Source organism: Paracoccus sigandri (genome assembly GCF_003709565.1).
Lineage (GTDB): Bacteria > Pseudomonadota > Alphaproteobacteria > Rhodobacterales > Rhodobacteraceae > Paracoccus > Paracoccus siganidrum.
Window position 1 is genome coordinate 76,898 of record NZ_QNRC01000001.1, and the last position, 26,352, is coordinate 103,249.

Consider the following 26,352-nt stretch of genomic DNA (forward strand, 5'->3'; position numbering starts at 1 on the left):
GGCGCGTCTCAGGACGGCGCCCCGGTTTCGTTCCTGCCTTCCGCCGCATCTTCCGCCGCATCTTCAACCGGCAGCTTCTGCTCGGGCTCGGCCTCTGCCCTGGCTTCGGCTTCGGCAGCAGCCTCGGCCTCGGCCTGCACCTTCTTGCGATGCGCGGTCAGCACATGTTCGGGCAGCAGCGGCGAATTCTCGGTCCGGTCGCGATGCAGCGCCGCGCGGCCCAGCAGGATCAGCGTCACCGGCACCGTCAGCATCACGAAGATGCCGATGACCAGCTCGTGGATCACCGCGCGGCCCTCCAGGTAGCTGGCCATCAGCATCGAGGCGATGATGATCCCCGCCGTCCCCCAGCTGGTGCCAAGCGTCGGCGCATGGATCCGGTCATAGAAGCTGGCCAGCCGCGCGAAACCCAGCGCACCCAGCAAGACCAGCGTGCTGCCCAGGACGACGAAGAAGGCGATCAGCACCGCCAGCCAGACGGGGATGGTCTCCAGGTGGCTCATTCGATCACCTCGCCGCGGAACAGGAATTTCGCCAGCGCGACGGTGGCCACGAAGCCGATCACGCCCATGACCATGGCCGCCTCGAAGAAGAACATCGAGCCGAGCCGCATCCCCGTGACCAGGAACAGCAGCATGGCGGTGATGTAGAGCGTGTCCAGCCCCAGCACCCGGTCCTGCGCGCGCGGCCCCTTCAGCAGGCGCGTGCCGACCAGGATGCCGGCGGTGGCCAGCGCGATCTGCGCGTAACCCAGCGCGACGGTGATGATCAGCGCGCTCATTCGAAGATCTCCATCAGCAGGGCCTCGTAGCGGTTCTGGACGATGTGCCGCCATTGCTCGTCGTCCAGCAGGTCGAAGACATGCAGCGTCAGCATTCCCTCGTCGGAATCGTATTCCAGCCAGGCGGTGCCCGGCGTCGCGGTCAGGATGCAGGCCAGCAGCGCCAGCGCGTTGGGATCGCGCAGCTTCAGCGGGATCAGCACGAAGCCCGACTTGCGCTGGCCGTGGCGGCCATTGGTCAGGATCAGCCAGGCCACCGCGATGTTCGAGCGGATGATGTCGGTGAAGATCATCCAGAACAGCTTCGGCATCAGCCGCCAGCGGCGCAGCCGCGGCCGCGCGGGCTGCAGCGCGGCCACCGCCCGGCCCGCGACCAGCGCCAGCGCCCCGCCCAGCACCACATGGCCAAGCGAGAAGCGCGTCAGCATGAGCCACATCACCAGCAGCAGGAACGACACGAAGGGATAGGGGATCAGCCGGCTCATTCGCTGTCCTCCGTCTCGACCTCATCGCCCGCCGTGTCGGGCCCATGCGCCGCGCGGGGCGCCGAAAACACCCCGTAGGCGTAAGAGCGCGGCATGTTCAGCGCGGCGGCGGTTTCCTCCATGTAGCGCAGGCTGACCTGCGCCTTGAAGGTCAGCAGCAGCACCATCACCATCAGCGCGACGACCGGCGCCACCTCCAGCGCGGGCACGCGCGGCGCCATCCCCTCGGAGGCCCAGAAGGTCTGGACCCCGATCCGCGCCAGCCCGATCAGCGTGGCAAAGCCCGACAGGATCAGCAGCGCGACGAAGCCCCAGGCCAGGTTGGTCGGCAGCGAGGTGGCGTCCAGAAGCGCCGAGATCATCGCCACCTTGCCCACGAAGCCCGCCAGCGGCGGCATCCCCGCCAGCACCAGCACGCAGAAGACGAAGCTGACGCCCAGCACGGTCATGGTGCCGGGAATGACGAAGCCGGGCGGCTCGGGATCGTCCAGGTCGGGCTCGTCCAGGCCGTAGGCATCGGCGGTCAGCGCCAGCATTGCGGCGATGCCGCCATCCTCGCGGCTCATCGGCTCGATCAGCAGGAACAGCGCCCCGGTCGCCAGCGTCGAGCCCATCAGGTAGTAGAGCGCGCCGGCCAGCATCGCCTGCCCGCCGCCGGCCTGCGCGAAGCCGGTGACCCCCAGCACCGTGCCCGACGAGATCAGCACCAGGAAGGCCGCCATCCGCCCCAGCCCCTGCGAGGACAGCACGCCGATCAGCCCGAACAGGATCGTGGCCATGCCCAGGAAGATCAGCACCTCGGCCCCGAACCCGGCCGAGGGCCCCGCCCCCTGCCCGAAGAACAGCATCGACAGGCGCAGGATGACATAGACGCCGACCTTGGTCATGATCGCGAACATCGCCCCCACCGGCGCGGCGGCGGCCATGTAGGTCGTCGGCAGCCAGAAGGACAGCGGCCAGCTGCCGGCCTTGACCAGGAAGGCCACGCTGAGCAACGCGATGGCGGCGTGGAACAGCGGCCGGTCGGCCTCGGAGATCGAGGAGACCAGGTTGGCCAGATGCGCCATGTTCAGCGTGCCGGTGATGCCGTAGATCAGGCTGACCCCCAGCAGGAACAGCAGCGAGGCGGCAAGGTTGATCGCGATGTAATGCAGACCCGCCCGGATCCGCAGCTGCCCCGAGCCGTGCAGCATCAGCCCGTAGGAGGCCGCCAGCAGCACCTCGAAGAAGACGAACAGGTTGAACAGGTCGCCGGTCAGGAAGGCGCCGTTCAGCCCCATCAGCAGGAACTGGAACAGCGAATGGAAATGCTGCCCCTGCCGCTGCCAGCCCGCCGTGGCATAGATCAGCGACGGTATCGCCAGCAGCGAGGTCAGCACCAGCATCATCGCCGCCAGCCGGTCGATGACCAAGACGATCCCCCAGGGCGCCATCCAGTCGCCCAGCAGATAGAAGCCCATCGCCCCGGAATCCGACAGGCCGGCATCCTTCGAGCGGTCCAGAAGCTCGATCGAGACGAACAGCAGCGCGGCCGCCGACAGCAGGCTCAGCCACATCTTGGCCTTCCGCTGCCGGTCGTCGTAGAGCAGCATCACCGCCCCGGCGATGAAGGGGATCAGGATCGGCGCGATGATCAGGTGTTCGTTCACTTCGCTCATTGCTCACGCTCCTGCCCGTCGACATGGTCGGTGCCGGTCGACCCGCGCGAGGCGATCATCACGACCAGGAACAGCGCCGTGGTGGCGAAGCTGATGACGATGGCGGTCAGCACCAGCGCCTGCGGCAGCGGATCGGCATAGGCGGTGGCATCGACGAAGCCGCCCTTGGGGATGACCGGCGGCGCGCCGGGGCGCAGCCGGCCCATCGAGAAGATGAACAGGTTCACCGCATAGGACAGCAGGCACAGCCCGATGATGACCTGGAAGGTCCGCGGCCGCAGCAGCAGCCAGATGCCCGAGGCCGAAAGGATGCCGATCGCGGCGGACATGACATATTCCATCAGGCGGCCTCCCCTGCTTGGCGGGCTTCTTCCTTCTCCTCGGCCTCCTGTTCGCGCAGGCGCGCGGCCCGCAGCGACTGGTGGGCGATGGCGATCAGCATCAGCACCGTGGCCCCCACGACCACCGCGAAGACGCCCAGGTCGAAGGCCAGGGCCGTCGCGGCCGGCACGTCGCCGATCAGCGGGACGTTGATGTATTGCGCATATGCCGTCAGGAACGGATAGCCGAAGATCCAGGCGCCCATGCCCGTGCCGCCCGCCACCAGCAGGCCGAAGCCCATCCAGCGGATCGGCAGCACGGTGATGCGCGCCTCGACCCAGCGGACATTGGTGGCGATGTATTGCAGCAGGAAGGCGATGGCCAGCGTGACCCCGGCCGCGAAGCCGCCGCCCGGCAGGTCATGGCCGCGGAAGAAGAAATAGGCCGAGATCATGATCAGCACCGGGAACATCCACAGCATGATCACCGAGGGCACGTAGAGATAGTCCTTGAACGCGGCCGAGCTTGTCACCTGCTGCTGCTCGGGCGCGGCGATGCTTTCCGAGGTCGGGCGGAAGCGGCGCAGCAGGCTGTAGACGGTCAGCCCGACGATCGCCAGGACGGTGATCTCGCCGAAGGTGTCGAAGGCGCGGAAATCGACCAGGATGACGTTCACGACATTGGTGCCGCCGCCCTCGTAATAGGCATTGGCCAGGAACCAGTTGCCGACATTCGAGATCACCGGCCGGGTCATGATCGCATAGGCGATGCCGGCGATGCCCAGCCCCGACAGCGCCGCGATGACCAGGTCGCGGCTGCGGCGGATCTGGGCGGGCAGCAGCTTGTCCTCGGCGATCTCCTCGCGCCGCTTGGGCAGCCAGCGCAGGCCCAGAAGCAGCAGCACCGTGGTCACGATCTCGACCAGCAGCTGCGTCACCGCAAGGTCGGGGGCCGAGAACCAGGCGAAGGTCAGGCAGGTGATCAGCCCGGCGCCGCCCAGCAGCACCAGCGCCGCGAAACGGTGATACTTGGCCTGCCAGGCCGCGCCGATGGCGCAGGCGATGCCCACCACCCACATCAGCGCGAAGCCCGGCGCGACCGGCGTGGTCTCGGGGCCGAATTCCAGGCTCCGGCTGTGCCATAGCGCGGCGGCGGCCGCGAAGAAGGCCAGCAGCACCAGCAGGCGCAGTTGCGGCTGCAGCTTCTCGGTGCCGATGATGCGCGACATCACCCGCGGCCATTTCCAGCTGAGCCGGAACATCAGCCAGTCATAGATCTTCTGCGCCCGGATGCGATAGAACAGCGGCGGCCCCTCGGGACCCTCGGCGATCTGGCGCGCGAAGATCAGGTAGATGGCCGAGCCGACGGCCAGCGCGATCATGCTCATGATCAGCGGCTGGTTGATGCCGTGCCACAGGGCGATGTCGTAATAGGCCGTATCCGCCCCCAGGACCGAGCGCGCGGCCATGTTCATGATCGGCCCCAGCGTCAGCGCCGGCAATATGCCGACCAGCAGGCAGAGGAACACCAGAAGCTCGACCGGCAGGCGCATCCAGCGCACCGGCTCGTGCGGTTCCTTGGGCAGGTCGACCGGGGCCGGGCCGAAGAACACCGTCAGGATGAAGCGCAGCGAATAGGCGACCGAGAAGATGCCGCCCGCCGTCGCAAGCCAGGGCAGCGCGCCGTTCAGCCAGGTGCCGTTCTGCGAATCCACCGCCTCGGCGAAGAACATCTCCTTGGACAGGAAGCCGTTCAGCAGCGGCACGCCCGCCATGGCGGCGGCGGCGACGATGGCCAGCGTGCCGGTGAACGGCATCAGCCGCATCAGCCCGGAAAGCCGGCGCATGTCGCGGGTGCCGGATTCGTGGTCGATGATCCCCGCCGCCATGAACAGCGAGGCCTTGAAGACCGCGTGATTGGCGATGTGGAAGATCGCCGCCAGGATCGCCCCCGGCCCGCCGATCCCGGCCAGCGCGGTGATCAGGCCCAGGTGGCTGATGGTGGAATAGGCCAGAAGCCCCTTCAGGTCGTGGCGGAACAGCGCCACGACCGCGCCGACGATCAGCGTGGCCATGCCCGCGCCGGTGACGATCAGGAACCAGGCCTCGGTGCCGCCAAGCGCCGGGGTGAAGCGGACCAGCAGGAACACCCCCGCCTTGACCATCGTGGCCGAATGCAGGAAGGCCGAGACCGGCGTCGGCGCCGCCATCGCGCCGGGCAGCCAGAAATGGAACGGGAATTGCGCCGACTTGGTGAAGGCGCCCAGCAGGAACAGCACCAGCACCGCCGGATAGAGCGGATGCGCCCGGATCGCGTCGCCCGAGGACAGCACCCGGTCCAGGTCGTAGCTGCCGACGATCTTGCCCAGCATCAGCATCGCGACCAGCAGGCACAGCCCGCCCGCCGCCGTCACGACCAGCGCCGTGCGCGCCCCGTCGCGCGCGCCCGCGCTCTGATACCAATAGCCGATCAGCAGGAACGAGATGACCGAGGTCAGTTCCCAATAGACCACCAGCATCAGGATGTTGCCCGACACCAGCACGCCCATCATCGCCCCGGTGAAGGCCAGCAGCAGCGCATAGAAGCGCGGCACCGGATCGCTTTTCGACAGGTAGTAGCGCGCATAGATCACGACCAGGATGCCGATCCCCAGGACCAGCGCCGTGAAGAACCAGGAAAACCCGTCGATGCGGAAGGTCAGCTCCAGCCCCAGCGAGGGCACCCAGCTGATCGTGCCGCGCAGCACCTCGCCCTGGGCGACGTTGTCGTAGGTGCCGAACAGGATCGCCAGCCCGGCCGCCATGGTCAGCGTCGCCAGCCAGGCGGCGGCGTTTCGGGCATCGGATGGAAGTGTCGAGGCGCCAAGCGCCCCCAGGAACGGCAGGAAGACAAGGATCAGAACCAGATTCTGTTCAGCCATGTCGTTGTCCGCCCTCCGTCGTTTCCTGTCTCTTGTTGTCGGCCCGCCGAATGCGCCTCCCGGATGGGCACCGCAACGCGGCACAGAGGGGACCCTTGTGGCGTCGCATCAGCATTCAGGAAAACCGATACCTCCAATGCAAGGCAGAGCGCCGGTTTTTCAAGTCCCCGAGCCGAAATTATTCGACTATTTTACCAACAATCCCGTGTGTTGTCATAGCTGCCACAATCCGACGCCACTCGCCGCCTGCAGAGACGGCACGCACGGTCGTTCCGGCGGCCAGAATGGACCTGGCGGTTCACTTCACCGGAGGGTCTGCGGCATTGGGAAGGGGATGGCGCACCCGAGAGGATTCGAACCTCTGGCCTCTGCCTTCGGAGGGCAGCGCTCTATCCAGCTGAGCTACGGGTGCCTGCGCGTTCCATAGCCTGCTTGCGCGGCCTTCGCAATGCCGTTTCGGAATCCCGCGGCATCTGCCCCGGCGCCTTGCCGAAACAGACCTTTACGCAGACAAATGCCCGGCTATATTTTCTGCAATGCAGCGTCATCGCGCCGCGCCGGGTTGCAACGGGGAAGGTCATGAATTCCGACAAGAAGTCCAGGAATGCCCCCGGCAAGCCCCGCAAGGCGAAGCCGGCGGAAGGGCAGGCCCCCGCCCCGTCTTCCGCGAATCTGCTGATCGTCGCACAATCGGGACGGCTGGAATTCGAGGCGCTGGTCTTCGCCGCCAGCCTGCGGCTGGCCGCGCCCGACTGGCAGGGGCAGCTGTTCGTGGCCGAGCCCCGCCCCGAGGCCGCCTGGGAGGGCCATGACACGCAGATCGCCCCCGAAACCCGCGCGCTTCTGGAGGAGATGGGCGCCCGCATCCTGCCCTTCACCGCGACGCGCTTCGGCGCGCGCTATCCCTATGGCAACAAGATCGAGGCGCTGGCCGCCCTGCCCGCCAATCAGCCCTTCCTGTTCTTCGACACCGACACGCTGGTCACCGGCCCGCTGGACGCGGTCGGCTTCGATTTCGACCGCCCCTCGGCCTCGATGCGCCGCGAAGGGACCTGGCCGAAGCCGCCGCTCTATGGGCCGGGCTATGCGGACATCTGGAAATCGCTCTACGACCGTTTCGGGCTGGATTTCGATTCCACGCTGGACCTGGGCCAGCCGGACGAGCATTGGGAACGCTATCTCTATTTCAACGCCGGCTGGTTCTTCGGCGCCGATCCGGCCGAATTCGGCCGCCGCTTCGGCGACTGGGCCGAGGAGCTGCGCAGCGATCCCGGCGACGCGCTGGCCTGCCAGAGCCTCGATCCCTGGCTGGACCAGGTGATCCTGCCGCTGGTGATCCATTCCTTCGGCGGCGCCCGGCCGGGACCCGGGCTCAAGGGGCTGGATGGCGACGTGACCTGCCATTATCGCAACCTGCCGCTGCTCTATGCGCGCGAAAGCGACGCGGCGGTGGATCACCTGGAACGGGCGGTGGCGCCGAACCGGCTCAAGAAGCGGCTGCGCGAATGGGGTCCGGCGAAGAAGCTGATCTACCAGGGCAAGGGGCGCGAGAAGATCCGCCCGATGTTCGACCGCGACGCCCTGCCCTCGAAGGAACAGGCGATCCGCAACCAGCTGAAAAGCAAGGGCTGGTGGCTGGTCTGAGCCCCCGATGACAGAAGGCCCGGCATCACGCCGGGCCTTCTGTCATTCCCGCCGAGGATCAGCCCAGGACCGCGTCGCAGCGCGCGCAGACCCCGGCATGGGCGTGGCTGCCGACATCGGGCAGGATCTTCCAGCAGCGCTGGCATTTCTCGCCCATCGCGCGCTCGAAGACCACGCCGACGCCCGGCAGCTCGGCCATGCGGAAGGCCTCGGCCGGGGCCGGATCGGCGGTCAGCGACAGGTCCGAGGTGATGCAGATATCCGCGAAATCCACCGATTTCAGCGCGGCCAGCGCCTCGGGATCCTCGACATGGACGACCGGCGCGGCCTCCAGGCTGGCCCCGATGGTCTTGTCGCTGCGCCGGACCTCCAGCGCCGCCGTCACCACGCGGCGGGCGCGGCGCACATGGTCCCATTTCGCCGCCAAGGGCTCGTTCAGCCAGTCGGCCGGCGTCGCCGGGAAGTCCCGCAGATGCACGCTGTCCTGGTCCGAGGGGAAGCGCGACAGCCAGACATCCTCCATCGTGAAGGGCAGGATCGGCGCCAGCCAGGTGACCAGCCGGTGATACAGGATGTCCAGCACCGTCCGGGCCGCACGCCGCCGCAGGCTGTCCGGCGCATCGCAGTAAAGCGCGTCCTTGCGGATGTCGAAATAGAAGGCCGACAGATCGACGGTGCAGAACTGGAACAGCGTCTGGAACAGGCCCTGGAAGTCATAGGCGTCATAGCCCCTGCGCACCGCATGATCCAGCTGCGCCAGCCGGTGCAGCACCCATTGCTCCAGCTCGGGCATCTCTTCGGGGGCGACCCGTTCCGCCTCGGCAAAGCCGGCAAGGCTGCCCAGCATGAAGCGCAAGGTGTTGCGCAGCCGGCGATAGCTGTCGGCGACGCCCTTCAGGATCTCGGGGCCGATGCGGCTGTCGGCGCCGTAATCGACCTGCGCCACCCACAGCCGCAGGATGTCGGCGCCGTATTGCCGGATCACCTCGGCCGGGACGATGGTGTTGCCCAGGGACTTGGACATCTTCATGCCCTTCTCGTCCAGCGTGAAGCCATGGGTCAGCACGCCCTTGTAAGGCGCCCGCCCCCTGGTCGCGCTGGCCTGCAGAAGCGAGGACTGGAACCAGCCGCGATGCTGGTCGGTGCCCTCCAGATACAGGTCGGCGATCCCGTCGGGGCTGCCATCGGCGCGGTCGCGGATCACGAAGGCATGGGTCGAGCCAGAATCGAACCACACGTCCAGCACGTCCATGACCTGCTCGTAATCCTCGGGATCCGCGACGCCCTCGAGCATTTGCGCCTTGAAGCCGTCCCGATACCAGACATCCGCGCCGTCCCGCTCAAAGGCGGCGATGACGCGGTCGTTCACGCGCTGGTCGCGCAGCAGGTAGTCCTCGTCCGTGGGCCTGGCGCCGCGCCTGACGAAGCAGGTCAGCGGCACGCCCCAGGCGCGCTGCCGCGACAGCACCCAGTCGGGCCGGTTCTCGACCATCGCGTGGATCCGGTTGCGGCCGGTCTGCGGCGTCCAGCGCACCAGCCGGTCGATCGAGGCCAGCGCCCGCGCCCGGATCGTGTCGCCATATTCGCCCATGCCATCGGCCAGCGGCTTGTCGATGGCGGCGAACCATTGCGGCGTGTTGCGATAGATCAGCGGCGCCTTCGAGCGCCAGCTATGCGGATAGCTGTGCTTGATCCTGCCCTTGGCCAGCAGCGCGCCCGCCCAGGCCAGCTGCTTGATCACGCTGACATTCGCGGGCCCGTCCTTGCCGTCGGGCTCGATGATCGCCTGGCCGCCGAACAGCGGCAGGTCGGCGCGATAGGACCCGTCCGGCTCGACATTATAGGTCATCGGCAGCCCGTGCTTCAGCCCCAGCTGATAGTCGTCGTCGCCATGGCTGGGGGCGGTATGGACGAACCCCGTGCCCGCCTCGTCGGTGACATGCTCGCCGGCCAGCATGGGGACGTCGAAATCCCACTCGCCCGCGCCGCCCTCGACGCCCCGGAGCGGATGGGCCAGCACCAGCCCCTCCAGATCCGCCGGTGCCACATCCGCGACCCGCTGCCAGTCCGCGACCTTCGCGGCACTCATCACGCTCTCGGCCAGCGCATCGGCCAGCACCAGCAATTCGCCCGGCTTCGCCGTCGCGTTCTCGGCCACCCCGCCGACCTCATACAAGCCATAGGCGATCGCCGGATGATAGGCGACCGCACGGTTCTGCGGGATCGTCCAGGGCGTCGTGGTCCAGATCACCACGCTGGCAGGCTTCTTCGTTGCGAAAATACCCTGCGACGCAACCACCCCGAACCGCACCCAGATCGTGTGGCTGGTATGGTCCTTGTATTCCACCTCGGCCTCGGCGAGCGCGGTCTTCTCGACCGGCGACCACATCACCGGCTTGCTGCCCTGATACAGGCTGCCATTCATCACCAGCTTCATGAACTCGGCCGCGATCACCGCCTCGGCGTGATAGTCCATGGTCAGATAGGGATCGTCCCACTTGCCGGTCACGCCCAGCCGCTTGAACTCGTCGCGCTGCACATCCACCCAATGCTCGGCGAAGCGGCGGCATTCCTGGCGGAACTCGACGATGTCGACGGCGTCCTTGTCCTGGCCCTTCTGGCGATACTGCTCCTCGATCTTCCACTCGATCGGCAGGCCGTGGCAGTCCCAGCCCGGCACATAGCGCGAATCGCGGCCCATCATCTGCTGCGACCGGACGATGAAATCCTTCAGCACCTTGTTCAGCGCGTGGCCGATATGCAGGTTCCCGTTCGCGTAAGGAGGCCCGTCATGCAGGATGAACGGCGTCCGCCCCGCGGCGCGCTCGCGCAGGCGGTCATAGATGCCGATCCGCTCCCAGCGCGCCAGCCATTCCGGCTCGCGGGCGGGCAGGCCGGCACGCATCGGGAAATCGGTCTGCGGCAGGAAAACGGTGTCGCGGTAATCGGGTGCGTCGGCGCGGCTGTCATTGGCGCTCATCGGGGCGTTCCTTTATGGGCCTCTGGGGTCTTCGGACATGGGGCTACCCGGCGGCGCGAAACCTCACGCCACCGGGCCGCTAATTCGAAAGCCGAACACCGAAAATTCCATGCCGCCCTCTATAGGAAGGCCGGCGATCCGCTGCAAGCAGCCCAGTCTTTTCATCTTGGTCCAAATATCCCGGGGGAGTCGCCGGCACGGCGACGGGGGCAGCGCCCCCTTCCTTCCCCGGCCCATTCAGCCCCGGCCGCGATAGCCGGCCACGCCCTGCTCGGGCAGCCACAGCCCCTCGGGCACCGCCCCGCTCTGCCAGAAGACGTCGATCGGCATCCCGCCGCGCGGATACCAGTATCCGCCGATCCGCAGCCATCGCGGCGCCAGCAGCCCGACCAGCCGCTTGCCGATGCCCACGGTGCAATCCTCGTGAAAGGCGCCGTGGTTGCGGAAGCTGCCCAGATACAGCTTCAGCGACTTCGATTCGACCAGCCAGTCGCCCGGCACATAGTCGATCACCAGATGCGCGAAATCGGGCTGGCCGGTGATCGGGCACAGGCTGGTGAATTCGGGCTGGGTGAAGCGCACCACATAGGCCTCGCCCGGCTGCGGGTTCGGCACCCGTTCCAGCACCGCCTCCTCGGGGCTCTGCGGCAAAGTCGTCTTCGCGCCAAGCTGGGTCAGCGCGTCGGTGTAATGGCTCATCTCGGGGCTCCTGTTTTGACCGGGTGGGCTGCGACCGGAGCGCCCGGATAGCAGCCGCCCCCACCCGCGTCAAACCGACCCTTGCGCCAGGCAGGCCCGCAGTCCACCTATGGACAAAGCCATTCCCTGTCCGCCTCACCGATGATCCCGCCCCGCTTTCCCGTCTCGCCCCAGGATATCGACCGCGTCGTCCGCAGCTTCTACGCCGCGGTGCGCCGGCACGAGGTGCTGGGCCCGGTCTTCGCCCGCCACGTCGCCGACTGGCCCGCGCATGAGGCGAAGATCGCCCGGTTCTGGAAGAAGGCGATCCTCTATCAGCCCGGCTATGACGGCAATCCGATGCAGGCGCATCTGGCGGCGGGCGATGTGAAGTCGACGCATTTCCCGATCTGGCTGGCGCTCTTCGACGAGACCCTGCGCCGCAGCCTGCCGGCGGACGCGGCGGCGGGCTGGTCCGCGCTGGCCCATCGCATCGGCGCGGGCCTGCGCATGGGGGTCGAGGACATCTCGGAACGCCATCGCCGCCCCGGCCCGCCGATCCTGCGCTAGGGTTCAGCCGCGATCGCGCGGCGGGCGCGGGCGATAGACCGGCAGCCGCCAGCCCCAGCGCAGGCTGCCCGCGCGCAGCACCCAGACGATCGCCGCCCCCGCGATCAGCGCCTCGGACCGGCCGAGGCCAAGCTGGCCCAGCAGCACCGCCACCAGCGCGCCCCCAAAGGCCGCCGTTAGGTAAAGCTCGCCCTGCTTCAGCACCAGCGGCACCTCGTTGCCGACGACATCGCGCATCAGCCCGCCGAAGGTGCCGGTGACGACGCCCATGATGATGGTGATGACCGGGCCGAAGCCGCCCTCCATCGCTACGCCGACCCCGGCGGCCACTGCCACCGACAGCGCGATGCTGTCCAGCCACAAAAGCAGCTTGTAGCGGCTCTCGATCAGATGCGCGGTCCAGAAGACGACCAGCGCCGCCCCCGCCGCCATCAGCACATAGGCGGGCTGGGCGACCCAGAACACGGTCTCGCGCCCCAGGATCAGGTCGCGCAGCGTGCCGCCACCCACGGCGGTCAGCGCCGCCATGAAGATGAAGCCCACCGGGTCAAGCTGCGCCCGGCTGGCCACCAGCGCCCCGGTCAGCGCGAAGACCAGCACGGCCCCATAGTCCAGCACCGCGATCAGCGCGCCCGGCGTGATCTGGTCCAGGATCATTTGAACGGCGCCATGCCGGCGCGGGCCAGCTCGTCGGCGCGCTCGTTCTCGGGATGGCCGGCATGGCCCTTGATCCATTCCCAGCTGACCCTGTGGCGCGCCTGCGCCGCGTCCAGCCGCTGCCACAGGTCGTCGTTCTTGACCGGCTTGCGCCCGGCGGTCTTCCAGCCGTTCCTCTTCCAGCCGTGGATCCACTGGGTCACGCCGTTCTTCACATAGGCGCTGTCGGTGACGATGGTGATCCCGGTCGGCCGGGTCAGCGCCTCCAGCGCGGAAATCGCCGCCATCAGCTCCATGCGGTTGTTGGTGGTCTGCGCCTCGCCGCCCTGCAGCTCGCGCTCCTTGACGATGCGCCCGTCCTCCAGGGCGCGCAGCAGCACGCCCCAGCCGCCGGGGCCGGGATTGCCGCTGCAGGCCCCGTCCGTCCATGCATAAAGTTCGGTCACGCCCGGCTCACCGCCAGTTTCAGCCCAAGCGCGGCGAACGAGGCCGCGAAGGCGCGGCGCAGCCAGGTCATCGCCCGCTCTGACGCCAGGACCGCGTCCCGCCCGCTGGCCGCCAGCGCCGCGTAAAGCGCGAAGACCGCGAAGGTCATGGCGGTGAAGCCCGCGCCCAGCTCGACCAGCAGGGCGGGCGCCGATCCGGCGGGCATGAATTGCGGCAGGAAGGCCACGAAGAACAGCGGCAGCTTGGGGTTGAGCAGGTTCAGCATGATCCCCCGCATGACGATCCGCCGCGCCGGCAGCGGCGCGCCGGGGCGCAGCTCCATGCCGCCGGTGCCCTGCAGCACGCCCCAGGCCATCCAGATCAGATAGGCGACGCCGGCGAATTTCACCAGCTGGAAGACCAGCGCGCTGGCATGCAGCAGCGCCGCCAGCCCGGCCATGGCCACCAGCATGTGGAACACCGTGGCGACGGTGCAGCCAAGCGCCGCCCACAGCCCGGCCCGCAGCCCGCCGCCAAGGGTCGAGGACAGCGTGTAGACGACCCCGATGCCGGGGCTGACGCAGACGATGAAGGCGGTCAGCAGATAGTCGATGCTCATCCCGAAAGCCCCACATATCCCGGCAGCGCGGCCACCCGCGCCAGCCACGCATTGACGGCGGGGAAACGCGCCATCTCGAAGCCGCCCGCCTCGCCCGCCGTGTGAGTATAGGCGTAAAGCGCGATATCCGCGAGACTGACCGCATCGCCCGCCAGCCAGTCATGGCCGGCCAGGTGCTCCTCCATCACCGCCAGCAGGGCATGGCCGCGCTCCAGCAGCTCGGCCATCCGCTCGGGCGTGGCCAGATGTGCGCGCGAGGGATAGCTGTGCAGCGCGGCGCGCACGGCGATGACGCCCTCATGCTGGTTCTGCTCCCAGAACATCCAGGACAGCATCCGCGCCCGCGCCACCGGATCGCCGGGAAGATAGCGCGTCCCCTCGCCCAGCCAGACCAGGATCGCGTTCGATTCGGGCAGCATCCGCCCGTCGTCCAGATGCAGCACCGGCGCCTTGCCGAAGGGCAGCGCGCCCGCCGCCTTCGCCGCGAGAAGCTCGGCCGAGGACTCCTCGACATCGACGATGACGCAATCGCGCCCCAGCAGCGCCAGCAACAGGCGCACCTTGTAGCTGTTCCCCGAGGAGGGCATGGAATAAAGCTTCATCCCGCTCTTTCGCCTTGGTTGAAATATCCCGGGGTCCGGGGCAGAGCCCCGGCCTTCACGCCGGCATCCGCAGCACCCGCGGCACCTTGAACTCGACATTCTCCTGCGCGGTCTCGACCACCTCGACGGCGACGTCATAGCGGGCGCGGAAGGCGTCGATCACCTCGTTGACCAGCACTTCGGGCGCGCTGGCCCCGGCGGTCACGGCGACAGAGCGCACGCCGTCGATGGCGCGCCAGTCGATCTGGTCGGCGCGCATCACCAGCTGCGAATAGCCGCAGCCCGCCGCCCGGCCGACCTCGACCAGCCGCTTCGAATTCGAGGAATTCGGCGCCCCGATCACCAGAAGCGCGTCGATCTTCGGCGCCACCGCCTTGACCGCCGCCTGGCGGTTCGTGGTGGCATAGCAGATGTCTTCCTTGGCCGGGCCGATGATCCGCGGAAAACGCGCCTGCAGCGCCTCGACGATCGCGGCCGTGTCGTCGACCGACAGCGTGGTCTGGGTGATGAAGGCCAGCCGGTCGGGATCGCGCGGCGTGATCGCCGCGACATCCTCGACCGTCTCGACCAGGATCACCTCGCCCTCGGGCAGCTGCCCCATGGTGCCCAGCACCTCGGGATGGCCGGCATGGCCGATCATCACCAGCTGCAGCCCTTCCTCGTGATGGCGGGCGGCCTCGACATGGACCTTGGTGACCAGCGGGCAGGTCGCGTCGACATGGATCATGTTGCGCCGCTGCGCCTCGGCCGGGACGGATTTCGGCACGCCATGGGCGGAAAAGATCACCGGCCGGTCGTCAGGGCATTCGTCCAGTTCCTCGACGAAGACCGCGCCCTTCTCGCGCAGCCCGTCCACGACGAACTTGTTATGCACGATCTCGTGGCGGACATAGACCGGCGCGCCCCATTTCTGCAGGGCCATCTCGACGATCTTGATGGCGCGGTCCACGCCGGCGCAGAACCCGCGCGGCGCGGCAAGATAGAGGGTCAGGGGCGGCTTCGCATGTTCCATGCCCCTGCCCTAGCGCGACAGCGCGCGTCCGTCCAGCACCCGCGCCGCCGGAACGCGCCCCGGCGCGACGCGGCCGGCCCCGCCACGGCAGGAACCGGCAATGAACTGAAAGATTTAACCGATGCCTTGCCCCCGCCGCGGCCATGCGGATAGATCACGAAAATTTCAATGGGACAATTCATGACGATTCCGAAAACCGCCCCCGTGCTGCTGGGCCTTGTCGCGATCCTGCTCTCTGCCTGCGCCGAGCGCGCGCCGATCGCCTCGGCGCCGGTTTCGGTGACGCCCACGGGCAACCCGCCCCTGCGCGGGGTGATCGGCTTCGAGCCGACCGAGGTGCGAACCCGCAAGGACAAGAAGGAAGTCACCGGCGTATCCTGCGAGCTTCAGGGCGTCGGCTATACGGCCAGCGTCGTGACCCCCGCGCTGGTCAACCTTCCCGACCAGAAGGCGAACAGCCAGCCGGTCACCACCACCTGCACCCTGGACGGCGAGATGCGCAGCACCGTCAGCCAGCCCTATTCCAAGACCTCGGCCAGCAACAGGAGCTCGGCCGCGGCGAATGGCGGAATGCTGGGCGCGGCGGTGTCGGGCTTCGTCGAGGGCGTTCGCGACAAGTCGAACGACGACTGGGGCTACTACAATATCCAGGTCAGTTTCGACTGACCGCGCCGTGGCCCGATCCGCCATCGGCCACGGACAGGATCCCCGCCACATCCAGATGCGCCTCGACATGATCGGCCAGCGCGTCCAGCGCATGGTCCACGCCTGTCTCGAAACCGGGGGTCGAGGCCGCCCCCAGCCGCGCCAGATAGGCGGCGCGGAAGCCGTCGTCGGAAAACAGCCCGTGCAGATAGGTGCCGATCACCCGGCCATCGGCGCTGATCGCGCCCTCGGGGGCGGGCAGATGCGCGAAGGGGCGGGCGCAATCGGGGCCGAAGCTGCGGCCCATATGGATTTCGTAGCCGGACACCGGCTGGCCAAGCGCGGTGCCGACGACCCGTTCCAGCCGCTTTTCCGCCGACATCTCGGTCTCTACTTCCAGCAGCCCCAGGCCCGGCGTCTGGCCCGGCGCGCCGTCGGCGCCAAGCGGATCGCGGATGATCCGGCCCAGCATCTGATAGCCGCCGCAGATGCCCAGCACATGCCCGCCGCGGCGATGATGCGCGGCCAGGTCGATGTCCCAGCCCTGCGCGCGCAGGAAATCCAGGTCGCCGCGGGTGGACTTGCTGCCGGGGATGACGACCAGCGCAGCATCGCCGGGGATCGCCCGGCCCGGCCCCAGCATGGTCAGCCGCAGGCCCGGCTCGGCCGCCAGCGGGTCCAGGTCGTCGAAATTGGCGATGCGCGACAGGCACAGGCAGACGACATGCAGCCCCTCGCCCGTTGGGGGGCGCAGGTCCACGGCATCCTCGGCCGGCAGGCGATGGGCACCGGCAAACCAGGGCAGCACCCCGAAGCCGCGCCAGCCGGTCCGGGCCTCGATGGCGCGATAGCCGTCCTGAAACAGCGCCGGATCGCCGCGGAACTTGTTGACCAGGAAGCCCCGGATCATCGCGGCATCGCCTTCGTCGATCACCGCCTGGGTGCCGACGATCTGCGCGATCACCCCGCCCCGGTCGATATCGCCCGCCAGCACCACCGGCACCCCGGCGGCGCGCGCGAATCCCATATTGGCGATGTCGCGGGGGCGCAGGTTGATCTCGGCCGGGCTGCCCGCGCCCTCGACGATCACCAGATCGTGCGCGGCCCGCAGCCGGTGGAAGCTGTCCAGCACCCCTTCCAGCAGCCGCGGCTTCAACCCCGCATAGTCGCGCGCCTGCGCGCGGCCCAGGGCGCGGCCCTGCAGGATCACCTGCGCGCCGGTATCGGTCTCGGGCTTCAGCAGCACCGGGTTCATGTCCACCAGCGGCTGAAGCCCGCAGGCCCGCGCCTGCAGGGCCTGCGCGCGGCCGATCTCGCCCCCGTCGGCGGTCACGGCGGCGTTGTTCGACATGTTCTGCGGCTTGAAGGGCGCGACCTTCAGCCCCCGCCTGAAAGCCGCGCGGCACAGGCCCGCGACCAGCAGCGACTTGCCGACATTCGAGCCGGTGCCCTGGATCATCACCGCGCGGGACGTCGTCGCAGACAGGTTCGTCGCAGACTTCGTTGCGGGCATGGGGACACTCTGCTTGCCATCATCTTCCTGGGTGACTAGATAGGCGCGTCCGCAAATGAAAGGCCGAAATTCGTGGAAAATGTCGTCCTGACCGTCCATCTGATCCTCGCGGTGCTGCTGACCGGGGTCGTTCTGCTGCAACGCTCGGAGGGCGGCGGGCTGGGCATGGGCGGCGGCGGGAACGTGATGACCGGCCGCCAGGCCGCCAATGCGATGACCCGGCTGACCTGGATCTGCGGCATCGCGCTGTTCGTGACCTCGGTCGCCCTGACCGTGATCGCGGCGCGCCAGACCTCGACCGGCTCGATCATGGACCAGCTGGGCGTGCCCCAGCAGGAACAGTCGGCCCCCGGCACGCCGACGCTGCCGACCTATACCCCGCCCCCCTCGACCGGCGGCGATCCGCTGACCCCGCCCTCGCCCGACGCGGCGGGCGGCGCGACGGCACCGGCCCCCGCCACAGAGGCGCCCGCCGCCGAGGCACCCGCGGCCCAGACGCCCGAGGCTCCGGCGACGGAAGCCGTGGCACCCCCCGCGCCCGCCGAAGAGGCGCCGGCCGCCGACGCCCCCGCCCCCCAGGGCGGCAACTGAGCCATCACTACAATTAGGGGCAGAGCCTTTCTGCCCCACATCAACTTGCGGTCCGTTGCGGCCACGGGGCGAATCGGTTATATCTCAAGTCCCGTGATACCCGCCGCTCGGCGGCCCGCTATCATTTTGAGAAATGCACATCACGGGGGCCTCCATGGCGCGTTACATCTTCATTACCGGCGGCGTGGTTTCGTCCCTTGGCAAGGGGCTGGCCTCGGCGGCGCTGGGGGCGCTGTTGCAGGCCCGAGGCTTCACGGTCCGGCTGCGAAAGCTGGACCCCTATCTGAACGTTGATCCCGGCACGATGTCGCCCTTCGAGCATGGCGAGGTCTTCGTGACCGATGACGGGGCCGAGACCGACCTGGACCTGGGCCATTACGAACGCTTCACCGGCGTGTCGGCGCGGCGCACCGACAGCGTCAGCTCGGGGCGGATCTATTCCAACGTGCTGGAAAAGGAACGGCGCGGCGAATACTTGGGCAAGACCATCCAGGTCATTCCGCACGTTACCAACGAAATCAAGGACTTCCTGTCGATCGGCGCGGACGAGGTCGATTTCATGCTGTGCGAGATCGGCGGCACGGTCGGCGATATAGAGGGCCTGCCCTTCTTCGAGGCGATCCGCCAGTTCATCCACGAACGCCCGCGCGGCGAATGCATCCTGATGCACTTGACGCTGCTGCCCTACCTGGCCGCCTCGGGCGAATTGAAGACCAAGCCGACGCAACATTCGGTCAAGGAACTGCAATCCATCGGCCTTGCCCCCGACGTGCTGGTCTGCCGCAGCGAACATCCGATCCCGGAAAAGGAACGCGCCAAGATCGCGCTGTTCTGCAATGTCCGCCCCGATGCGGTGATCCCGGCCTATGACCTGAAGTCGATCTACGAGGCACCGCTGGCCTATCACCGCGCGGGCCTGGACCGCGCCGTGCTGGACGCCTTCCAGATCAGCCCCGCCCCCCGGCCCGACCTGGCGCGCTGGGAAGACGTGATGGACCGGCTGGAAAATGCCGAGGGCGAGGTGAAGGTCGCCGTGGTCGGCAAGTATACCCAGCTGGAGGATGCCTATAAGTCCATCGCCGAGGCGCTGACCCATGGCGGCATGGCCAATCGCGTGCGCGTGCGCGCCGACTGGGTCGACAGCGAGAAGCTGGAGGGCGAGGGCGCGCATCTTCTGGACGGCTACCACGGCATCATCGTGCCCGGCGGCTTCGGCGAGCGCGGCACCGAGGGCATGGTGGCGGCGGCGAAATACGCGCGCGAAAAGAACGTCCCCTATCTGGGCATCTGCCTGGGGATGCAGATGGCGGTGATCGAGGCGGCGCGCAACCTGGCCGACATGCCCGACGCGGGTTCCGAGGAATTCGACCACGAGGCCGGCAAGACCCGCTTCACCCCGGTCGTCTATCACCTGAAGGAATGGGTGCAGGGCAATTACACCGTCCAGCGCAAGGTTTCCGACGACAAGGGCGGCACGATGCGGCTGGGCGCCTATACCGCGGTGCTGCAGCCCGGCTCGAAGATCAGCGAGATCTATGGCGGCGCGCTTGAGATCGAGGACCGCCACCGCCACCGCTACGAGGTCGACGCGACCTATCGCGAGGCGCTGGAGCAGGCGGGGCTGTCGTTTTCGGGCATGTCGCCGGACGGCAAGCTGCCCGAGGTGATCGAATATCCCGACCATCCCTGGTTCATCGGCGTGCAGTCCCATCCCGAGCTGAAGTCGAAACCCTTCGATCCCGCGCCGCTGTTCGCGGGCTTCGTGCGGGCGGCGATGCTGGAAGGGCGGCTGGTCTGATCGAATGCCCGCGCTGACCGGATCCCTTGCCGCCTATGTGCTGGCCGCCTTCGCGGAAATCGCCGGCTGCTTCGCCTTCTGGGCCTGGCTGCGGCTGGATCGCAGCGCATTGTGGCTGGTGCCGGGGATGGTCTCGCTGGCGCTGTTCGCCTTCCTGCTGACCCGGATCGAGACCGGCTTCGCGGGCCGGGCCTATGCGGCCTATGGCGGCATCTATATCGCCGCCTCGATCCTGTGGCTGTGGCTGATCGAGGGACAGGTGCCGACCCGCTGGGACCTGATCGGCGGGGCGCTCTGCCTTGCCGGGATGGCGACCATCCTGGCGGGTCCGCTGATGATGTCCCGCTGAACCGGGCTTGACCCCGCCGCCCCCGCGCGGCCAGCATGGCGGCCGGGAACGGATATGAAAGGATCGCCAGGATGCGCGGATTTTTCCTGCTGCCGCTGCTGATCGGGGCCGGCGCCGCCCTCGCCCAGGGCCCCGAGGTCCGGATCGGCGAGGATCCGGCCGAACTGCCCCCCGCCGTGCAAGAGACCCGCGCCGCCCTGATCGAGGTCGCGCGCAGCGGCGATATCGAGGGGCTGCGGGCGATCATCGAGGCGCAGGGCAGCACGCCCACGGTCAGCTTCGGCCTGCCCGACGACCCGGTCGGCTATCTGAAAGAGACCGCGGGCGACGAGGCCGGGCGCGAGATCCTGGCGATCCTGCTGAACGCGCTGGAAATGCCTCATGCCGTCCTGGGCAACGAGACCGAGGGCCAGAGCTTCGCCTGGCCCTACCTGTCGCAGCTGGATCCCACTGAACTGACGCCGGAGCAGGAGGTCGATGCCTATCGCCTGGTCTCGGTCGAGGAATTGCAGGGCATCCGCGATTTCGGCGGCTGGATCCACTGGCGGGTGTTCATCGGCCCGGACGGCGAATGGCAGGCCTTCGTGGCGGGCGACTGACCCGCCCGAAGGCCCCCCTTGCGCGCTATTCCTCGGTCGGGGCCGGGGTTTCCCGCGGCGGCCGGCCGATGATGTCGCGCAGGGCGTCAAGCTCGATGAAGTTGTCGGCCTGGCGGCGCAGCTCGTCCGCGATCATCGGCGGCTGCGAGCGGATCGTCGAGACGATCGAGACCCGCACCCCCTGGCGCTGAAGCGCCTCGACCAGCGGACGGAAATCGCCGTCGCCCGAGAACAGCACGGCATGATCCAGCCGCGGCGCAAGCTCCATCGCGTCCACGGTCAGCTCGATATCCATGTTGCCCTTGACCTTCCGGCGGCCCATCTGGTCGGTATATTCCTTCGCGGGCTTGGTGACGACGCAGAAGCCGTTGTAATGCAGCCAGTCAACCAGCGGTCGGATCGGCGAGTACTCTTCACCCTCCATCAGCGCGGTATAGTAATACGCGCGCAGGAGCTTGCCCCTGCGGTCGAACTCTTGCCGCAAAAGCTTGTAGTCGATATCGAATCCCAACGCTTTCGCGGCGGCGTAGATATTTGCGCCGTCGATGAAAAGCGCGAGTCGATCGTCCTTGTAAAACATCATTAGTTGCCTTCAATGAAGCCTTGTGCCGTCAGACATGCCTCGGTTGTGAGTTGGGGCCCGTTCCAGCCTGGGAAGAGTGTATTGCAAGGTCAGAACAATCTTAACTTGTCTTTTGGGATCATAGCGATGGGGGCGAACCTGCCGTCCGAAGCGGGGGACGCCAGGGACAGCCTGCACACGGCCTTGCGCATTCTGCATAGTGAACCGAATATTTCAATAACCGCCGTCAGCCGGTTTTGGCGAACTCCCGCTGTCCCCACCGGCTCTGGTCCCGATTTCGTCAACGCGGCGGCGCTTTTCGGCACCACGCTCGGCCCCGAGGACATGCTGGCACGGCTGCATGCCATCGAGGCGCGCTTCGGCCGCGACCGCAGCACCGGCCGGTGGTCGGCACGGGTTCTTGATCTTGACCTGATCGCGCATGACGACCGCATCATGCCCGACGAGGCGACGCTGCGCCAGTGGATCGGTCTTCAACCCCAGGCACAGTCCCGCGAGGCGCCCGACCGGCTGGTCCTGCCCCATCCCCGCCTGCAGGACCGCGGATTCGTGCTGGCCCCCCTGGCCGAGATCGCGCCGGGCTGGCGCCATCCGCTGACCGGGCTCAGCGTGGCGCGGATGCTGGCCGACCTGCCGCCTGCGGCGCTGGCGGGAATGACGCCGCTCGATGCCTGAAAAACCCGGCCTTACCTTGACATTTCGCCAAAGCGCGACCAGTTATCCGTCTTCGCCCCGGATATCCGATTCGAACCCCAAAGGTGATTCATGGCCCGCGTAACGGTTGAAGACTGCGTCGACAAGGTTCCCAACCGCTTTGATCTGGTGATGCTGGCCGCCCATCGCGCGCGCGAGATCGCGTCGGGCAGCGCCGTCACCGTCGATCGCGACAACGACAAGAACCCGGTCGTCGCCCTGCGCGAAATCGCCGAGGAAACCCAGCCCGTCGACGACCTGCGCGAGCGGATGATCGAATCGACCCAGACCCAGATCGAGGTCGACGAGCCCGAGGAAGACGCGATGGCCCTGCTGCTGGGCGCCGAGATCGACCGCCCGAAACCCGCCGACGAGGAATCGGAAGAGCGGATGCTGCGCATGATGCTGGAAGCCAACCAGCGCGGCTGAGCTGGAACTGACGGGGGTCTTCGGCAGATCATGATCGACGTCGAAGACCTTATTGCGCTTGTCCGCAACTACAACCCGCGCTGCAATGCCGACCTGATCCGCGATGCCTATGAATACGGCATGCGGATGCACGAGGGCCAGTTCCGCCACTCGGGCGAGCCCTATTTCACCCATCCGATCGCCGTCGCCGCCATCCTGACCGAGATGCGGCTGGACGATGCCACCATCGTCACCGCGCTGCTGCACGACACGATCGAGGACACCCGCTCGACCAAGGACGAGATCGCGCAGCTGTTCGGCCCCGAGATCGCCGACCTGGTCGATGGCGTCACCAAGCTGACCAACCTGGAGCTGAGCAGCGCCCAGTCCAAGCAGGCCGAGAATTTCCGCAAGCTGTTCATGGCCATGTCCCGCGACCTGCGGGTGATCCTGATCAAGCTGGCCGACCGGCTGCACAACATGCGCACGATCCGCTCGATGCGGCCCGAAAAGCAGGTCAAGAAGGCGCGCGAGACGATGGATATCTATGCGCCCCTGGCCGGGCGCATGGGCATGCAATGGATGCGCGAGGAGCTTGAGGACCTGGCCTTCAAGGTCATCAACCCCGAGGCGCGCAACTCGATCATCCGCCGCTTCGTCAGCCTGCAGCGCGAATCCGGCGACATCATCGGCCAGATCACCGCCGACATCCGCAGCGAGTTGGAAAAAGAAGGCATCGAGGCCGATGTCTTCGGCCGCGCCAAGAAACCGTTTTCCGTCTGGCGGAAAATGCAGGAGAAGCAGCTGGCCTTCTCGCGCCTGTCGGACATCTACGGCTTCCGCATCATCACCCGGACGGAAATGGACTGCTATCGCGCGCTGGGGGTGATCCACCACCGCTGGCGGGCGGTGCCGGGGCGCTTCAAGGACTATATCAGCCAGCCGAAATCGAACGGCTACCGCTCGATCCACTCGACCGTCTCGGGCCGCGACGGCAAGCGGGTCGAGGTGCAGATCCGCACCCGCCAGATGCACGAGGTCGCCGAGGCCGGCGTCGCCGCGCATTGGTCCTATCGCGACGGCGTGCTGGCCAAGAACCCCTTCGCCGTCGATCCCGCCCGGTGGATCGCCACCCTGACCGACCGCTTCGACGACGAGGATCACAACGATTTCCTCGAACATGTGAAGCTGGAGATGTATCAGGATCAGGTCTTCTGCTTCACCCCCAAGGGCGACGTGCTGCAGCTGCCCAAGGGGGCCACGCCGATCGACTTCGCCTATGCGATCCATACGCGGCTGGGGAATTCCTGCGTCGGCGCCAAGGTGGACGGGATCCGCGTGCCCTTGTGGACGCGGCTCAAGAACGGCCAGTCGGTCGAGGTCATCGCCGCCTCGGGGCAGCGCCCGCAGGCGACCTGGCTGGACATCGTGGTGACCGGCCGGGCCAAGGCCGCGATCCGGCGCAGCCTGCGCGAGGAGGATCGCGACCGCTTCATCCGCCTGGGCCGCGAACTGGTCCGCGTCAGTTTCGAACATGTCGGCCGCCGCGTCACAGACAAGGCGCTGCGCACCGCCGCCAAGCAGATGGGGCTGGACAGCGCCGAGGAACTGCTGGCCCGGATCGGCAGCGCCGAGCATTCCGCCAAGGAGGTGCTGACCGCGCTCTATCCCGACCTGGCCGACCACCCCGAAGAGGTCGACGGCGCCCGCCCCATCGCCGGGCTGGAGGCCGATGCCAATTTCACGCGCGCGCCCTGCTGCAACCCGCTGCCGGGCGAACGCATCGTCGGCATCACCTATCGCGGCAAGGGCGTGGTGATCCATGCCATCGACTGCCCGGTCCTGGCCGAGTTCGAGGACAATCCCGACCGCTGGATCGACCTGCAATGGCGCGACGGCCGCCACCCCGCCGCCTATTCCTCGTTCCTGCACCTGACCATCCGCCACGATGCGGGGGTCCTGGGGCGAATCTGCACCTTGATCGGGCAGCAGGGGGCGAATATCTCGAACCTGGAATTCATCGATCGCAAGCCGGATTTCTACCGTCTCGAAGTCGAGGTCGAATTGCGCGACCGCGAGCATCTGCACAACCTGCTGACGGCGCTGGAGGCCGAAAGCGACGTCGCGCAGGTGGCCCGGATCCGCGACCCGGCCCTGAAACCCTGAGATCCGCCCCGCCGGGCCGGGCCAGGGACGAGACGGGGGACGAGACCGGGGGCAAGACCGGAAAACGGGCCAGGGAACGGGAAACGTGTTCAAGCGCCGAAACCCACGCAGCTATCGCCAGATCGCCAGCGAGACCTTCTATCCGCGCGGCGGGTTCCGGCGCGCGGCCACCTATCTGTGGCACCGGCTGCGGCGCCTGCCCGACCAGCCGCATCGCATCGGCCGGGGCGTGGCCGCCGGGGTGTTTCTGTCCTTCTCGCCGCTGCACGGCTTTCACTTCATCGTCGCGGCCCTGGTCACGCTGCTGATTCGCGGCAATGTGCTGGCCGCCTTTGTGGGCACCTTCGCCGGCAACCCGCTGACCACGCCCTTCATCGCGCTGTCCGCGGTCGGGCTGGGCCGCCGCCTGCTGGGCCTGCCCGGAGAGATGTCGCCGCATTTCATCTTCACCGAATTCGCCCATGCGACCGCCGGGCTGTGGCACAACGTGTTGTCGCTGTTCGGGCCGGGCACGACCGACTGGCACGGGCTGTCGGATTTCTACCAGCAGATCTTCCTGCCCTATGCCGTCGGCGGCGCCGTGCTGGGCGGGGTGGCCGCGATCCTTGCCCACGCCCTGACCGTGCCGCTGGTGCGCGGCTATCACCGGCATCGCGAAAGGAAGATGGCCGAGCGCATCGCCCGGCTGCGCGGCCCGGCCGAGAAGGACGGGGAAGACCCGCCGCCCCGGCCCTGACCGCCCCTCAATAGCCCCGTTCGCGATCCACCAGATGCAGCAGCGGCCGGCCGTCCATCGCGCGGCGCAGGTTTTCCGCCACGACCGGGGCGGCGGTCTCGGGGCGGGTCGCGGCGGCGATATGCGGGGTGACGCTGACGCGGGGATGGGCCCAGAACGGATGTTCGGCCGGCAGCGGCTCGGTGCGGAACACGTCCAGCACCGCATGGCCCAGCTGCCCGCGATCCAGCGCCGCCAGCAGCGCCTCGTCCTCGATCAGCGTGCCGCGGCCCGGATTGATCAGCCATGCCCCGCGCGGCAATGTCGCCAGGTGCCGCGCATCCATCAGCCCGCGCGTCGCCGCCGTGTCGGGCAGCAGCGTCACCAGGATCTCGGCCCGCGCCAGCGCGATGTCCAGATCGCCGCCGCCGAAGACCTCGACCCCCTCGACCGGCCGGCCCGAGGCGCTGTAGCCCGTCACCCGGAACCCGATCCCGCGCAGCATCGCGGCCACCGCCCGGCCCAGTTCGCCCATGCCCAGCACGGTCACGTTCCGGTCGCGCGCCAGCGGCGGGTTGCGACCGTTGCGCCAGACGCCGTCCTGGGCATAGCCGTCCATGCCCAGATGCGCGCGCATCGCCCAGCCGGTGCAATATTCCGCCATCCCCTGGGCCAGGCCGGGATCGACCATCCGCGCCAGCGGCTGGGTCAGGGTCGGGTTGGTCACGATCCGCTCGACCCCGGCCCAGAGGCTCTGGACCAGCTTCGCATTCGCATAGGGCGACAGGTCCTCGATCTCGCCCCCCGGCGCATAGATGATCGCGTCGAACCCGGCCGGATCGCCCGATTGCAGCAGCTCCATCTCGGGGCAGGCGCGGCAGAGGGCGGCCGACCAGCGGGGCCAGTCATCCTGGGGGGCGGCGAACAGGACGCGCATGG

The 26,352-nt window shown here is 67.9% G+C and carries 27 protein-coding genes and 1 tRNA gene; 11 read left to right on the forward strand and 17 right to left on the reverse strand.

Features of this window, described 5'->3' with window-relative positions; translation table 11 throughout:
• Nucleotides 1–8 precede the first annotated feature (8 nt).
• The 7 genes from mnhG to C9E82_RS00495 all read right to left on the reverse strand — a co-directional run bounded on the left by mnhG (nt 9) and on the right by C9E82_RS00495 (nt 6,577).
• Complete coding sequence (gene mnhG / locus C9E82_RS00465) at nt 9–503, reverse strand: monovalent cation/H(+) antiporter subunit G (protein ID WP_119898777.1); 495 nt, start codon at nt 501–503, stop codon at nt 9–11.
• Nucleotides 500–781 carry a K+/H+ antiporter subunit F gene (locus C9E82_RS00470; RefSeq protein ID WP_119898778.1) on the reverse strand — a complete coding sequence of 94 codons (282 nt, stop codon included), beginning with the start codon at nt 779–781 and terminating at the stop codon, nt 500–502. Before C9E82_RS00470 ends, mnhG begins: the two co-directional genes overlap by 4 nt.
• The gene (locus tag C9E82_RS00475) at nt 778–1,266 is read right to left on the reverse strand and encodes a Na+/H+ antiporter subunit E (protein WP_119898779.1); all 489 of its coding nucleotides are present in this window, start codon (nt 1,264–1,266) and stop codon (nt 778–780) included. The genes C9E82_RS00470 and C9E82_RS00475 overlap by 4 nt, the downstream gene beginning before the upstream one ends.
• Nucleotides 1,263–2,924, reverse strand: a complete 1,662-nt coding sequence (locus C9E82_RS00480) for a monovalent cation/H+ antiporter subunit D (protein WP_119898780.1) — start codon at nt 2,922–2,924, stop codon at nt 1,263–1,265. The genes C9E82_RS00475 and C9E82_RS00480 overlap by 4 nt, the downstream gene beginning before the upstream one ends.
• Nucleotides 2,921–3,265, reverse strand: a complete 345-nt coding sequence (locus C9E82_RS00485; RefSeq protein WP_119898781.1) for a Na+/H+ antiporter subunit C — start codon at nt 3,263–3,265, stop codon at nt 2,921–2,923. Before C9E82_RS00485 ends, C9E82_RS00480 begins: the two co-directional genes overlap by 4 nt.
• On the reverse strand, nt 3,265–6,165 hold the full coding sequence (locus tag C9E82_RS00490; RefSeq protein WP_119898782.1) for a monovalent cation/H+ antiporter subunit A: 2,901 nt from the start codon (nt 6,163–6,165) through the stop codon (nt 3,265–3,267). The genes C9E82_RS00485 and C9E82_RS00490 overlap by 1 nt, the downstream gene beginning before the upstream one ends.
• A gap of 335 nt (nt 6,166–6,500) precedes the next feature.
• Nucleotides 6,501–6,577: transfer RNA gene (locus C9E82_RS00495), tRNA-Arg, on the reverse strand.
• Between the two features lie 167 nt (nt 6,578–6,744).
• On the opposite strand from C9E82_RS00495, the gene C9E82_RS00500 reads away from it, so the two are divergent.
• On the forward strand, nt 6,745–7,809 hold the full coding sequence (locus C9E82_RS00500; RefSeq protein ID WP_119898783.1) for a hypothetical protein: 1,065 nt from the start codon (nt 6,745–6,747) through the stop codon (nt 7,807–7,809).
• 58 nt (nt 7,810–7,867) lie between these two features.
• Here C9E82_RS00500 and ileS read toward each other — a convergent pair whose 3' ends face one another.
• Both ileS and queF read right to left on the reverse strand, forming a co-directional pair.
• Entirely contained in the window at nt 7,868–10,789 is a 2,922-nt protein-coding gene (gene ileS / locus C9E82_RS00505) for an isoleucine--tRNA ligase (RefSeq protein WP_119898784.1), read from the reverse strand.
• Nucleotides 10,790–11,026: 237 nt separating this feature from the next.
• The gene (queF, locus tag C9E82_RS00510; protein WP_119898785.1) at nt 11,027–11,488 is read right to left on the reverse strand and encodes a preQ(1) synthase; all 462 of its coding nucleotides are present in this window, start codon (nt 11,486–11,488) and stop codon (nt 11,027–11,029) included.
• A 141-nt stretch (nt 11,489–11,629) separates the two neighbouring features.
• Between queF and C9E82_RS00515 the strand changes: the two genes are divergently transcribed.
• Nucleotides 11,630–12,037 carry a group III truncated hemoglobin gene (locus C9E82_RS00515; protein ID WP_119898786.1) on the forward strand — a complete coding sequence of 136 codons (408 nt, stop codon included), beginning with the start codon at nt 11,630–11,632 and terminating at the stop codon, nt 12,035–12,037.
• A gap of 3 nt (nt 12,038–12,040) precedes the next feature.
• Here C9E82_RS00515 and C9E82_RS00520 read toward each other — a convergent pair whose 3' ends face one another.
• The 5 genes from C9E82_RS00520 to ispH are packed head-to-tail and all read right to left on the reverse strand — an operon-like array spanning nt 12,041 to nt 15,353.
• The gene (locus tag C9E82_RS00520; protein WP_119898787.1) at nt 12,041–12,694 is read right to left on the reverse strand and encodes a trimeric intracellular cation channel family protein; all 654 of its coding nucleotides are present in this window, start codon (nt 12,692–12,694) and stop codon (nt 12,041–12,043) included.
• Entirely contained in the window at nt 12,691–13,140 is a 450-nt protein-coding gene (rnhA, locus tag C9E82_RS00525) for a ribonuclease HI (RefSeq protein WP_119898788.1), read from the reverse strand. Before rnhA ends, C9E82_RS00520 begins: the two co-directional genes overlap by 4 nt.
• Complete coding sequence (locus C9E82_RS00530; protein ID WP_119898789.1) at nt 13,137–13,739, reverse strand: LysE family translocator; 603 nt, start codon at nt 13,737–13,739, stop codon at nt 13,137–13,139. Before C9E82_RS00530 ends, rnhA begins: the two co-directional genes overlap by 4 nt.
• The gene (locus C9E82_RS00535; protein WP_119898790.1) at nt 13,736–14,341 is read right to left on the reverse strand and encodes a glutathione S-transferase family protein; all 606 of its coding nucleotides are present in this window, start codon (nt 14,339–14,341) and stop codon (nt 13,736–13,738) included. Before C9E82_RS00535 ends, C9E82_RS00530 begins: the two co-directional genes overlap by 4 nt.
• A gap of 55 nt (nt 14,342–14,396) precedes the next feature.
• Complete coding sequence (ispH, locus tag C9E82_RS00540; protein ID WP_119898791.1) at nt 14,397–15,353, reverse strand: 4-hydroxy-3-methylbut-2-enyl diphosphate reductase; 957 nt, start codon at nt 15,351–15,353, stop codon at nt 14,397–14,399.
• Between the two features lie 180 nt (nt 15,354–15,533).
• Here ispH and C9E82_RS00545 point away from each other — a divergent pair, with 180 nt between their 5' ends.
• The gene (locus C9E82_RS00545; protein WP_119898792.1) at nt 15,534–16,019 is read left to right on the forward strand and encodes a hypothetical protein; all 486 of its coding nucleotides are present in this window, start codon (nt 15,534–15,536) and stop codon (nt 16,017–16,019) included.
• Here C9E82_RS00545 and C9E82_RS00550 read toward each other — a convergent pair.
• Entirely contained in the window at nt 16,006–17,457 is a 1,452-nt protein-coding gene (locus tag C9E82_RS00550) for a cobyric acid synthase (RefSeq protein WP_244935982.1), read from the reverse strand. The genes C9E82_RS00545 and C9E82_RS00550 overlap by 14 nt on opposite strands.
• 126 nt (nt 17,458–17,583) lie before the next feature.
• On the opposite strand from C9E82_RS00550, the gene secG reads away from it, so the two are divergent.
• From secG to C9E82_RS00570, 4 genes are all read left to right on the forward strand, one after another.
• Nucleotides 17,584–18,102, forward strand: a complete 519-nt coding sequence (gene secG, locus C9E82_RS00555) for a preprotein translocase subunit SecG (RefSeq protein WP_122449162.1) — start codon at nt 17,584–17,586, stop codon at nt 18,100–18,102.
• Nucleotides 18,103–18,256: 154 nt separating this feature from the next.
• Nucleotides 18,257–19,900, forward strand: a complete 1,644-nt coding sequence (locus C9E82_RS00560; RefSeq protein WP_119900165.1) for a CTP synthase — start codon at nt 18,257–18,259, stop codon at nt 19,898–19,900.
• A gap of 4 nt (nt 19,901–19,904) precedes the next feature.
• Complete coding sequence (locus C9E82_RS00565; protein ID WP_119900166.1) at nt 19,905–20,249, forward strand: YnfA family protein; 345 nt, start codon at nt 19,905–19,907, stop codon at nt 20,247–20,249.
• Between the two features lie 71 nt (nt 20,250–20,320).
• The gene (locus C9E82_RS00570; protein ID WP_119900167.1) at nt 20,321–20,848 is read left to right on the forward strand and encodes a hypothetical protein; all 528 of its coding nucleotides are present in this window, start codon (nt 20,321–20,323) and stop codon (nt 20,846–20,848) included.
• Nucleotides 20,849–20,873: 25 nt separating this feature from the next.
• On the opposite strand, the gene C9E82_RS00575 is transcribed toward C9E82_RS00570, so the two are convergent.
• On the reverse strand, nt 20,874–21,428 hold the full coding sequence (locus tag C9E82_RS00575; protein ID WP_119900183.1) for a LabA-like NYN domain-containing protein: 555 nt from the start codon (nt 21,426–21,428) through the stop codon (nt 20,874–20,876).
• A gap of 129 nt (nt 21,429–21,557) precedes the next feature.
• Between C9E82_RS00575 and folK the strand changes: the two genes are divergently transcribed.
• From folK to C9E82_RS00595, 4 genes are all read left to right on the forward strand, one after another.
• Nucleotides 21,558–22,106 carry a 2-amino-4-hydroxy-6-hydroxymethyldihydropteridine diphosphokinase gene (gene folK / locus C9E82_RS00580; protein WP_119900168.1) on the forward strand — a complete coding sequence of 183 codons (549 nt, stop codon included), beginning with the start codon at nt 21,558–21,560 and terminating at the stop codon, nt 22,104–22,106.
• Between the two features lie 90 nt (nt 22,107–22,196).
• Nucleotides 22,197–22,553, forward strand: a complete 357-nt coding sequence (gene rpoZ, locus C9E82_RS00585; RefSeq protein WP_119900169.1) for a DNA-directed RNA polymerase subunit omega — start codon at nt 22,197–22,199, stop codon at nt 22,551–22,553.
• Nucleotides 22,554–22,583: 30 nt separating this feature from the next.
• Entirely contained in the window at nt 22,584–24,698 is a 2,115-nt protein-coding gene (locus C9E82_RS00590; protein WP_119900170.1) for a RelA/SpoT family protein, read from the forward strand.
• Nucleotides 24,699–24,783: 85 nt separating this feature from the next.
• Nucleotides 24,784–25,434 (forward strand): DUF2062 domain-containing protein, encoded by a 651-nt coding sequence (locus C9E82_RS00595; RefSeq protein ID WP_119900171.1) that lies wholly within the window; start codon nt 24,784–24,786, stop codon nt 25,432–25,434.
• Between the two features lie 7 nt (nt 25,435–25,441).
• Here the strand turns inward: C9E82_RS00595 and C9E82_RS00600 are convergent, their stop codons facing one another.
• Nucleotides 25,442–26,350, reverse strand: coding sequence for a 2-hydroxyacid dehydrogenase (locus C9E82_RS00600; protein WP_119900172.1), 909 nt, complete (start codon nt 26,348–26,350; stop codon nt 25,442–25,444).
• Nucleotides 26,351–26,352 lie beyond the last annotated feature (2 nt).

What these genes read in the sequence shown, in the direction of transcription:
- mnhG (WP_119898777.1), bottom strand. Translation starts at nt 503, where the DNA reads ATGAGCCACCTGGAGACCATCCCCGTCTGGCTGGCGGTGCTGATCGCC.
- C9E82_RS00470 (WP_119898778.1), bottom strand. Translation starts at nt 781, where the DNA reads ATGAGCGCGCTGATCATCACCGTCGCGCTGGGTTACGCGCAGATCGCG.
- C9E82_RS00475 (WP_119898779.1), bottom strand. Translation starts at nt 1,266, where the DNA reads ATGAGCCGGCTGATCCCCTATCCCTTCGTGTCGTTCCTGCTGCTGGTG.
- C9E82_RS00480 (WP_119898780.1), bottom strand. Translation starts at nt 2,924, where the DNA reads ATGAGCGAAGTGAACGAACACCTGATCATCGCGCCGATCCTGATCCCC.
- C9E82_RS00485 (WP_119898781.1), bottom strand. Translation starts at nt 3,265, where the DNA reads ATGGAATATGTCATGTCCGCCGCGATCGGCATCCTTTCGGCCTCGGGC.
- C9E82_RS00490 (WP_119898782.1), bottom strand. Translation starts at nt 6,165, where the DNA reads ATGGCTGAACAGAATCTGGTTCTGATCCTTGTCTTCCTGCCGTTCCTG.
- C9E82_RS00500 (WP_119898783.1), top strand. Translation starts at nt 6,745, where the DNA reads ATGAATTCCGACAAGAAGTCCAGGAATGCCCCCGGCAAGCCCCGCAAG.
- ileS (WP_119898784.1), bottom strand. Translation starts at nt 10,789, where the DNA reads ATGAGCGCCAATGACAGCCGCGCCGACGCACCCGATTACCGCGACACC.
- queF (WP_119898785.1), bottom strand. Translation starts at nt 11,488, where the DNA reads ATGAGCCATTACACCGACGCGCTGACCCAGCTTGGCGCGAAGACGACT.
- C9E82_RS00515 (WP_119898786.1), top strand. Translation starts at nt 11,630, where the DNA reads ATGATCCCGCCCCGCTTTCCCGTCTCGCCCCAGGATATCGACCGCGTC.
- C9E82_RS00520 (WP_119898787.1), bottom strand. Translation starts at nt 12,694, where the DNA reads ATGATCCTGGACCAGATCACGCCGGGCGCGCTGATCGCGGTGCTGGAC.
- C9E82_RS00530 (WP_119898789.1), bottom strand. Translation starts at nt 13,739, where the DNA reads ATGAGCATCGACTATCTGCTGACCGCCTTCATCGTCTGCGTCAGCCCC.
- C9E82_RS00535 (WP_119898790.1), bottom strand. Translation starts at nt 14,341, where the DNA reads ATGAAGCTTTATTCCATGCCCTCCTCGGGGAACAGCTACAAGGTGCGC.
- ispH (WP_119898791.1), bottom strand. Translation starts at nt 15,353, where the DNA reads ATGGAACATGCGAAGCCGCCCCTGACCCTCTATCTTGCCGCGCCGCGC.
- C9E82_RS00545 (WP_119898792.1), top strand. Translation starts at nt 15,534, where the DNA reads ATGACGATTCCGAAAACCGCCCCCGTGCTGCTGGGCCTTGTCGCGATC.
- C9E82_RS00550 (WP_244935982.1), bottom strand. Translation starts at nt 17,457, where the DNA reads ATGATCCAGGGCACCGGCTCGAATGTCGGCAAGTCGCTGCTGGTCGCG.
- C9E82_RS00560 (WP_119900165.1), top strand. Translation starts at nt 18,257, where the DNA reads ATGGCGCGTTACATCTTCATTACCGGCGGCGTGGTTTCGTCCCTTGGC.
- C9E82_RS00565 (WP_119900166.1), top strand. Translation starts at nt 19,905, where the DNA reads ATGCCCGCGCTGACCGGATCCCTTGCCGCCTATGTGCTGGCCGCCTTC.
- C9E82_RS00570 (WP_119900167.1), top strand. Translation starts at nt 20,321, where the DNA reads ATGCGCGGATTTTTCCTGCTGCCGCTGCTGATCGGGGCCGGCGCCGCC.
- C9E82_RS00575 (WP_119900183.1), bottom strand. Translation starts at nt 21,428, where the DNA reads ATGTTTTACAAGGACGATCGACTCGCGCTTTTCATCGACGGCGCAAAT.
- folK (WP_119900168.1), top strand. Translation starts at nt 21,558, where the DNA reads ATGGGGGCGAACCTGCCGTCCGAAGCGGGGGACGCCAGGGACAGCCTG.
- rpoZ (WP_119900169.1), top strand. Translation starts at nt 22,197, where the DNA reads ATGGCCCGCGTAACGGTTGAAGACTGCGTCGACAAGGTTCCCAACCGC.
- C9E82_RS00590 (WP_119900170.1), top strand. Translation starts at nt 22,584, where the DNA reads ATGATCGACGTCGAAGACCTTATTGCGCTTGTCCGCAACTACAACCCG.
- C9E82_RS00600 (WP_119900172.1), bottom strand. Translation starts at nt 26,350, where the DNA reads ATGCGCGTCCTGTTCGCCGCCCCCCAGGATGACTGGCCCCGCTGGTCG.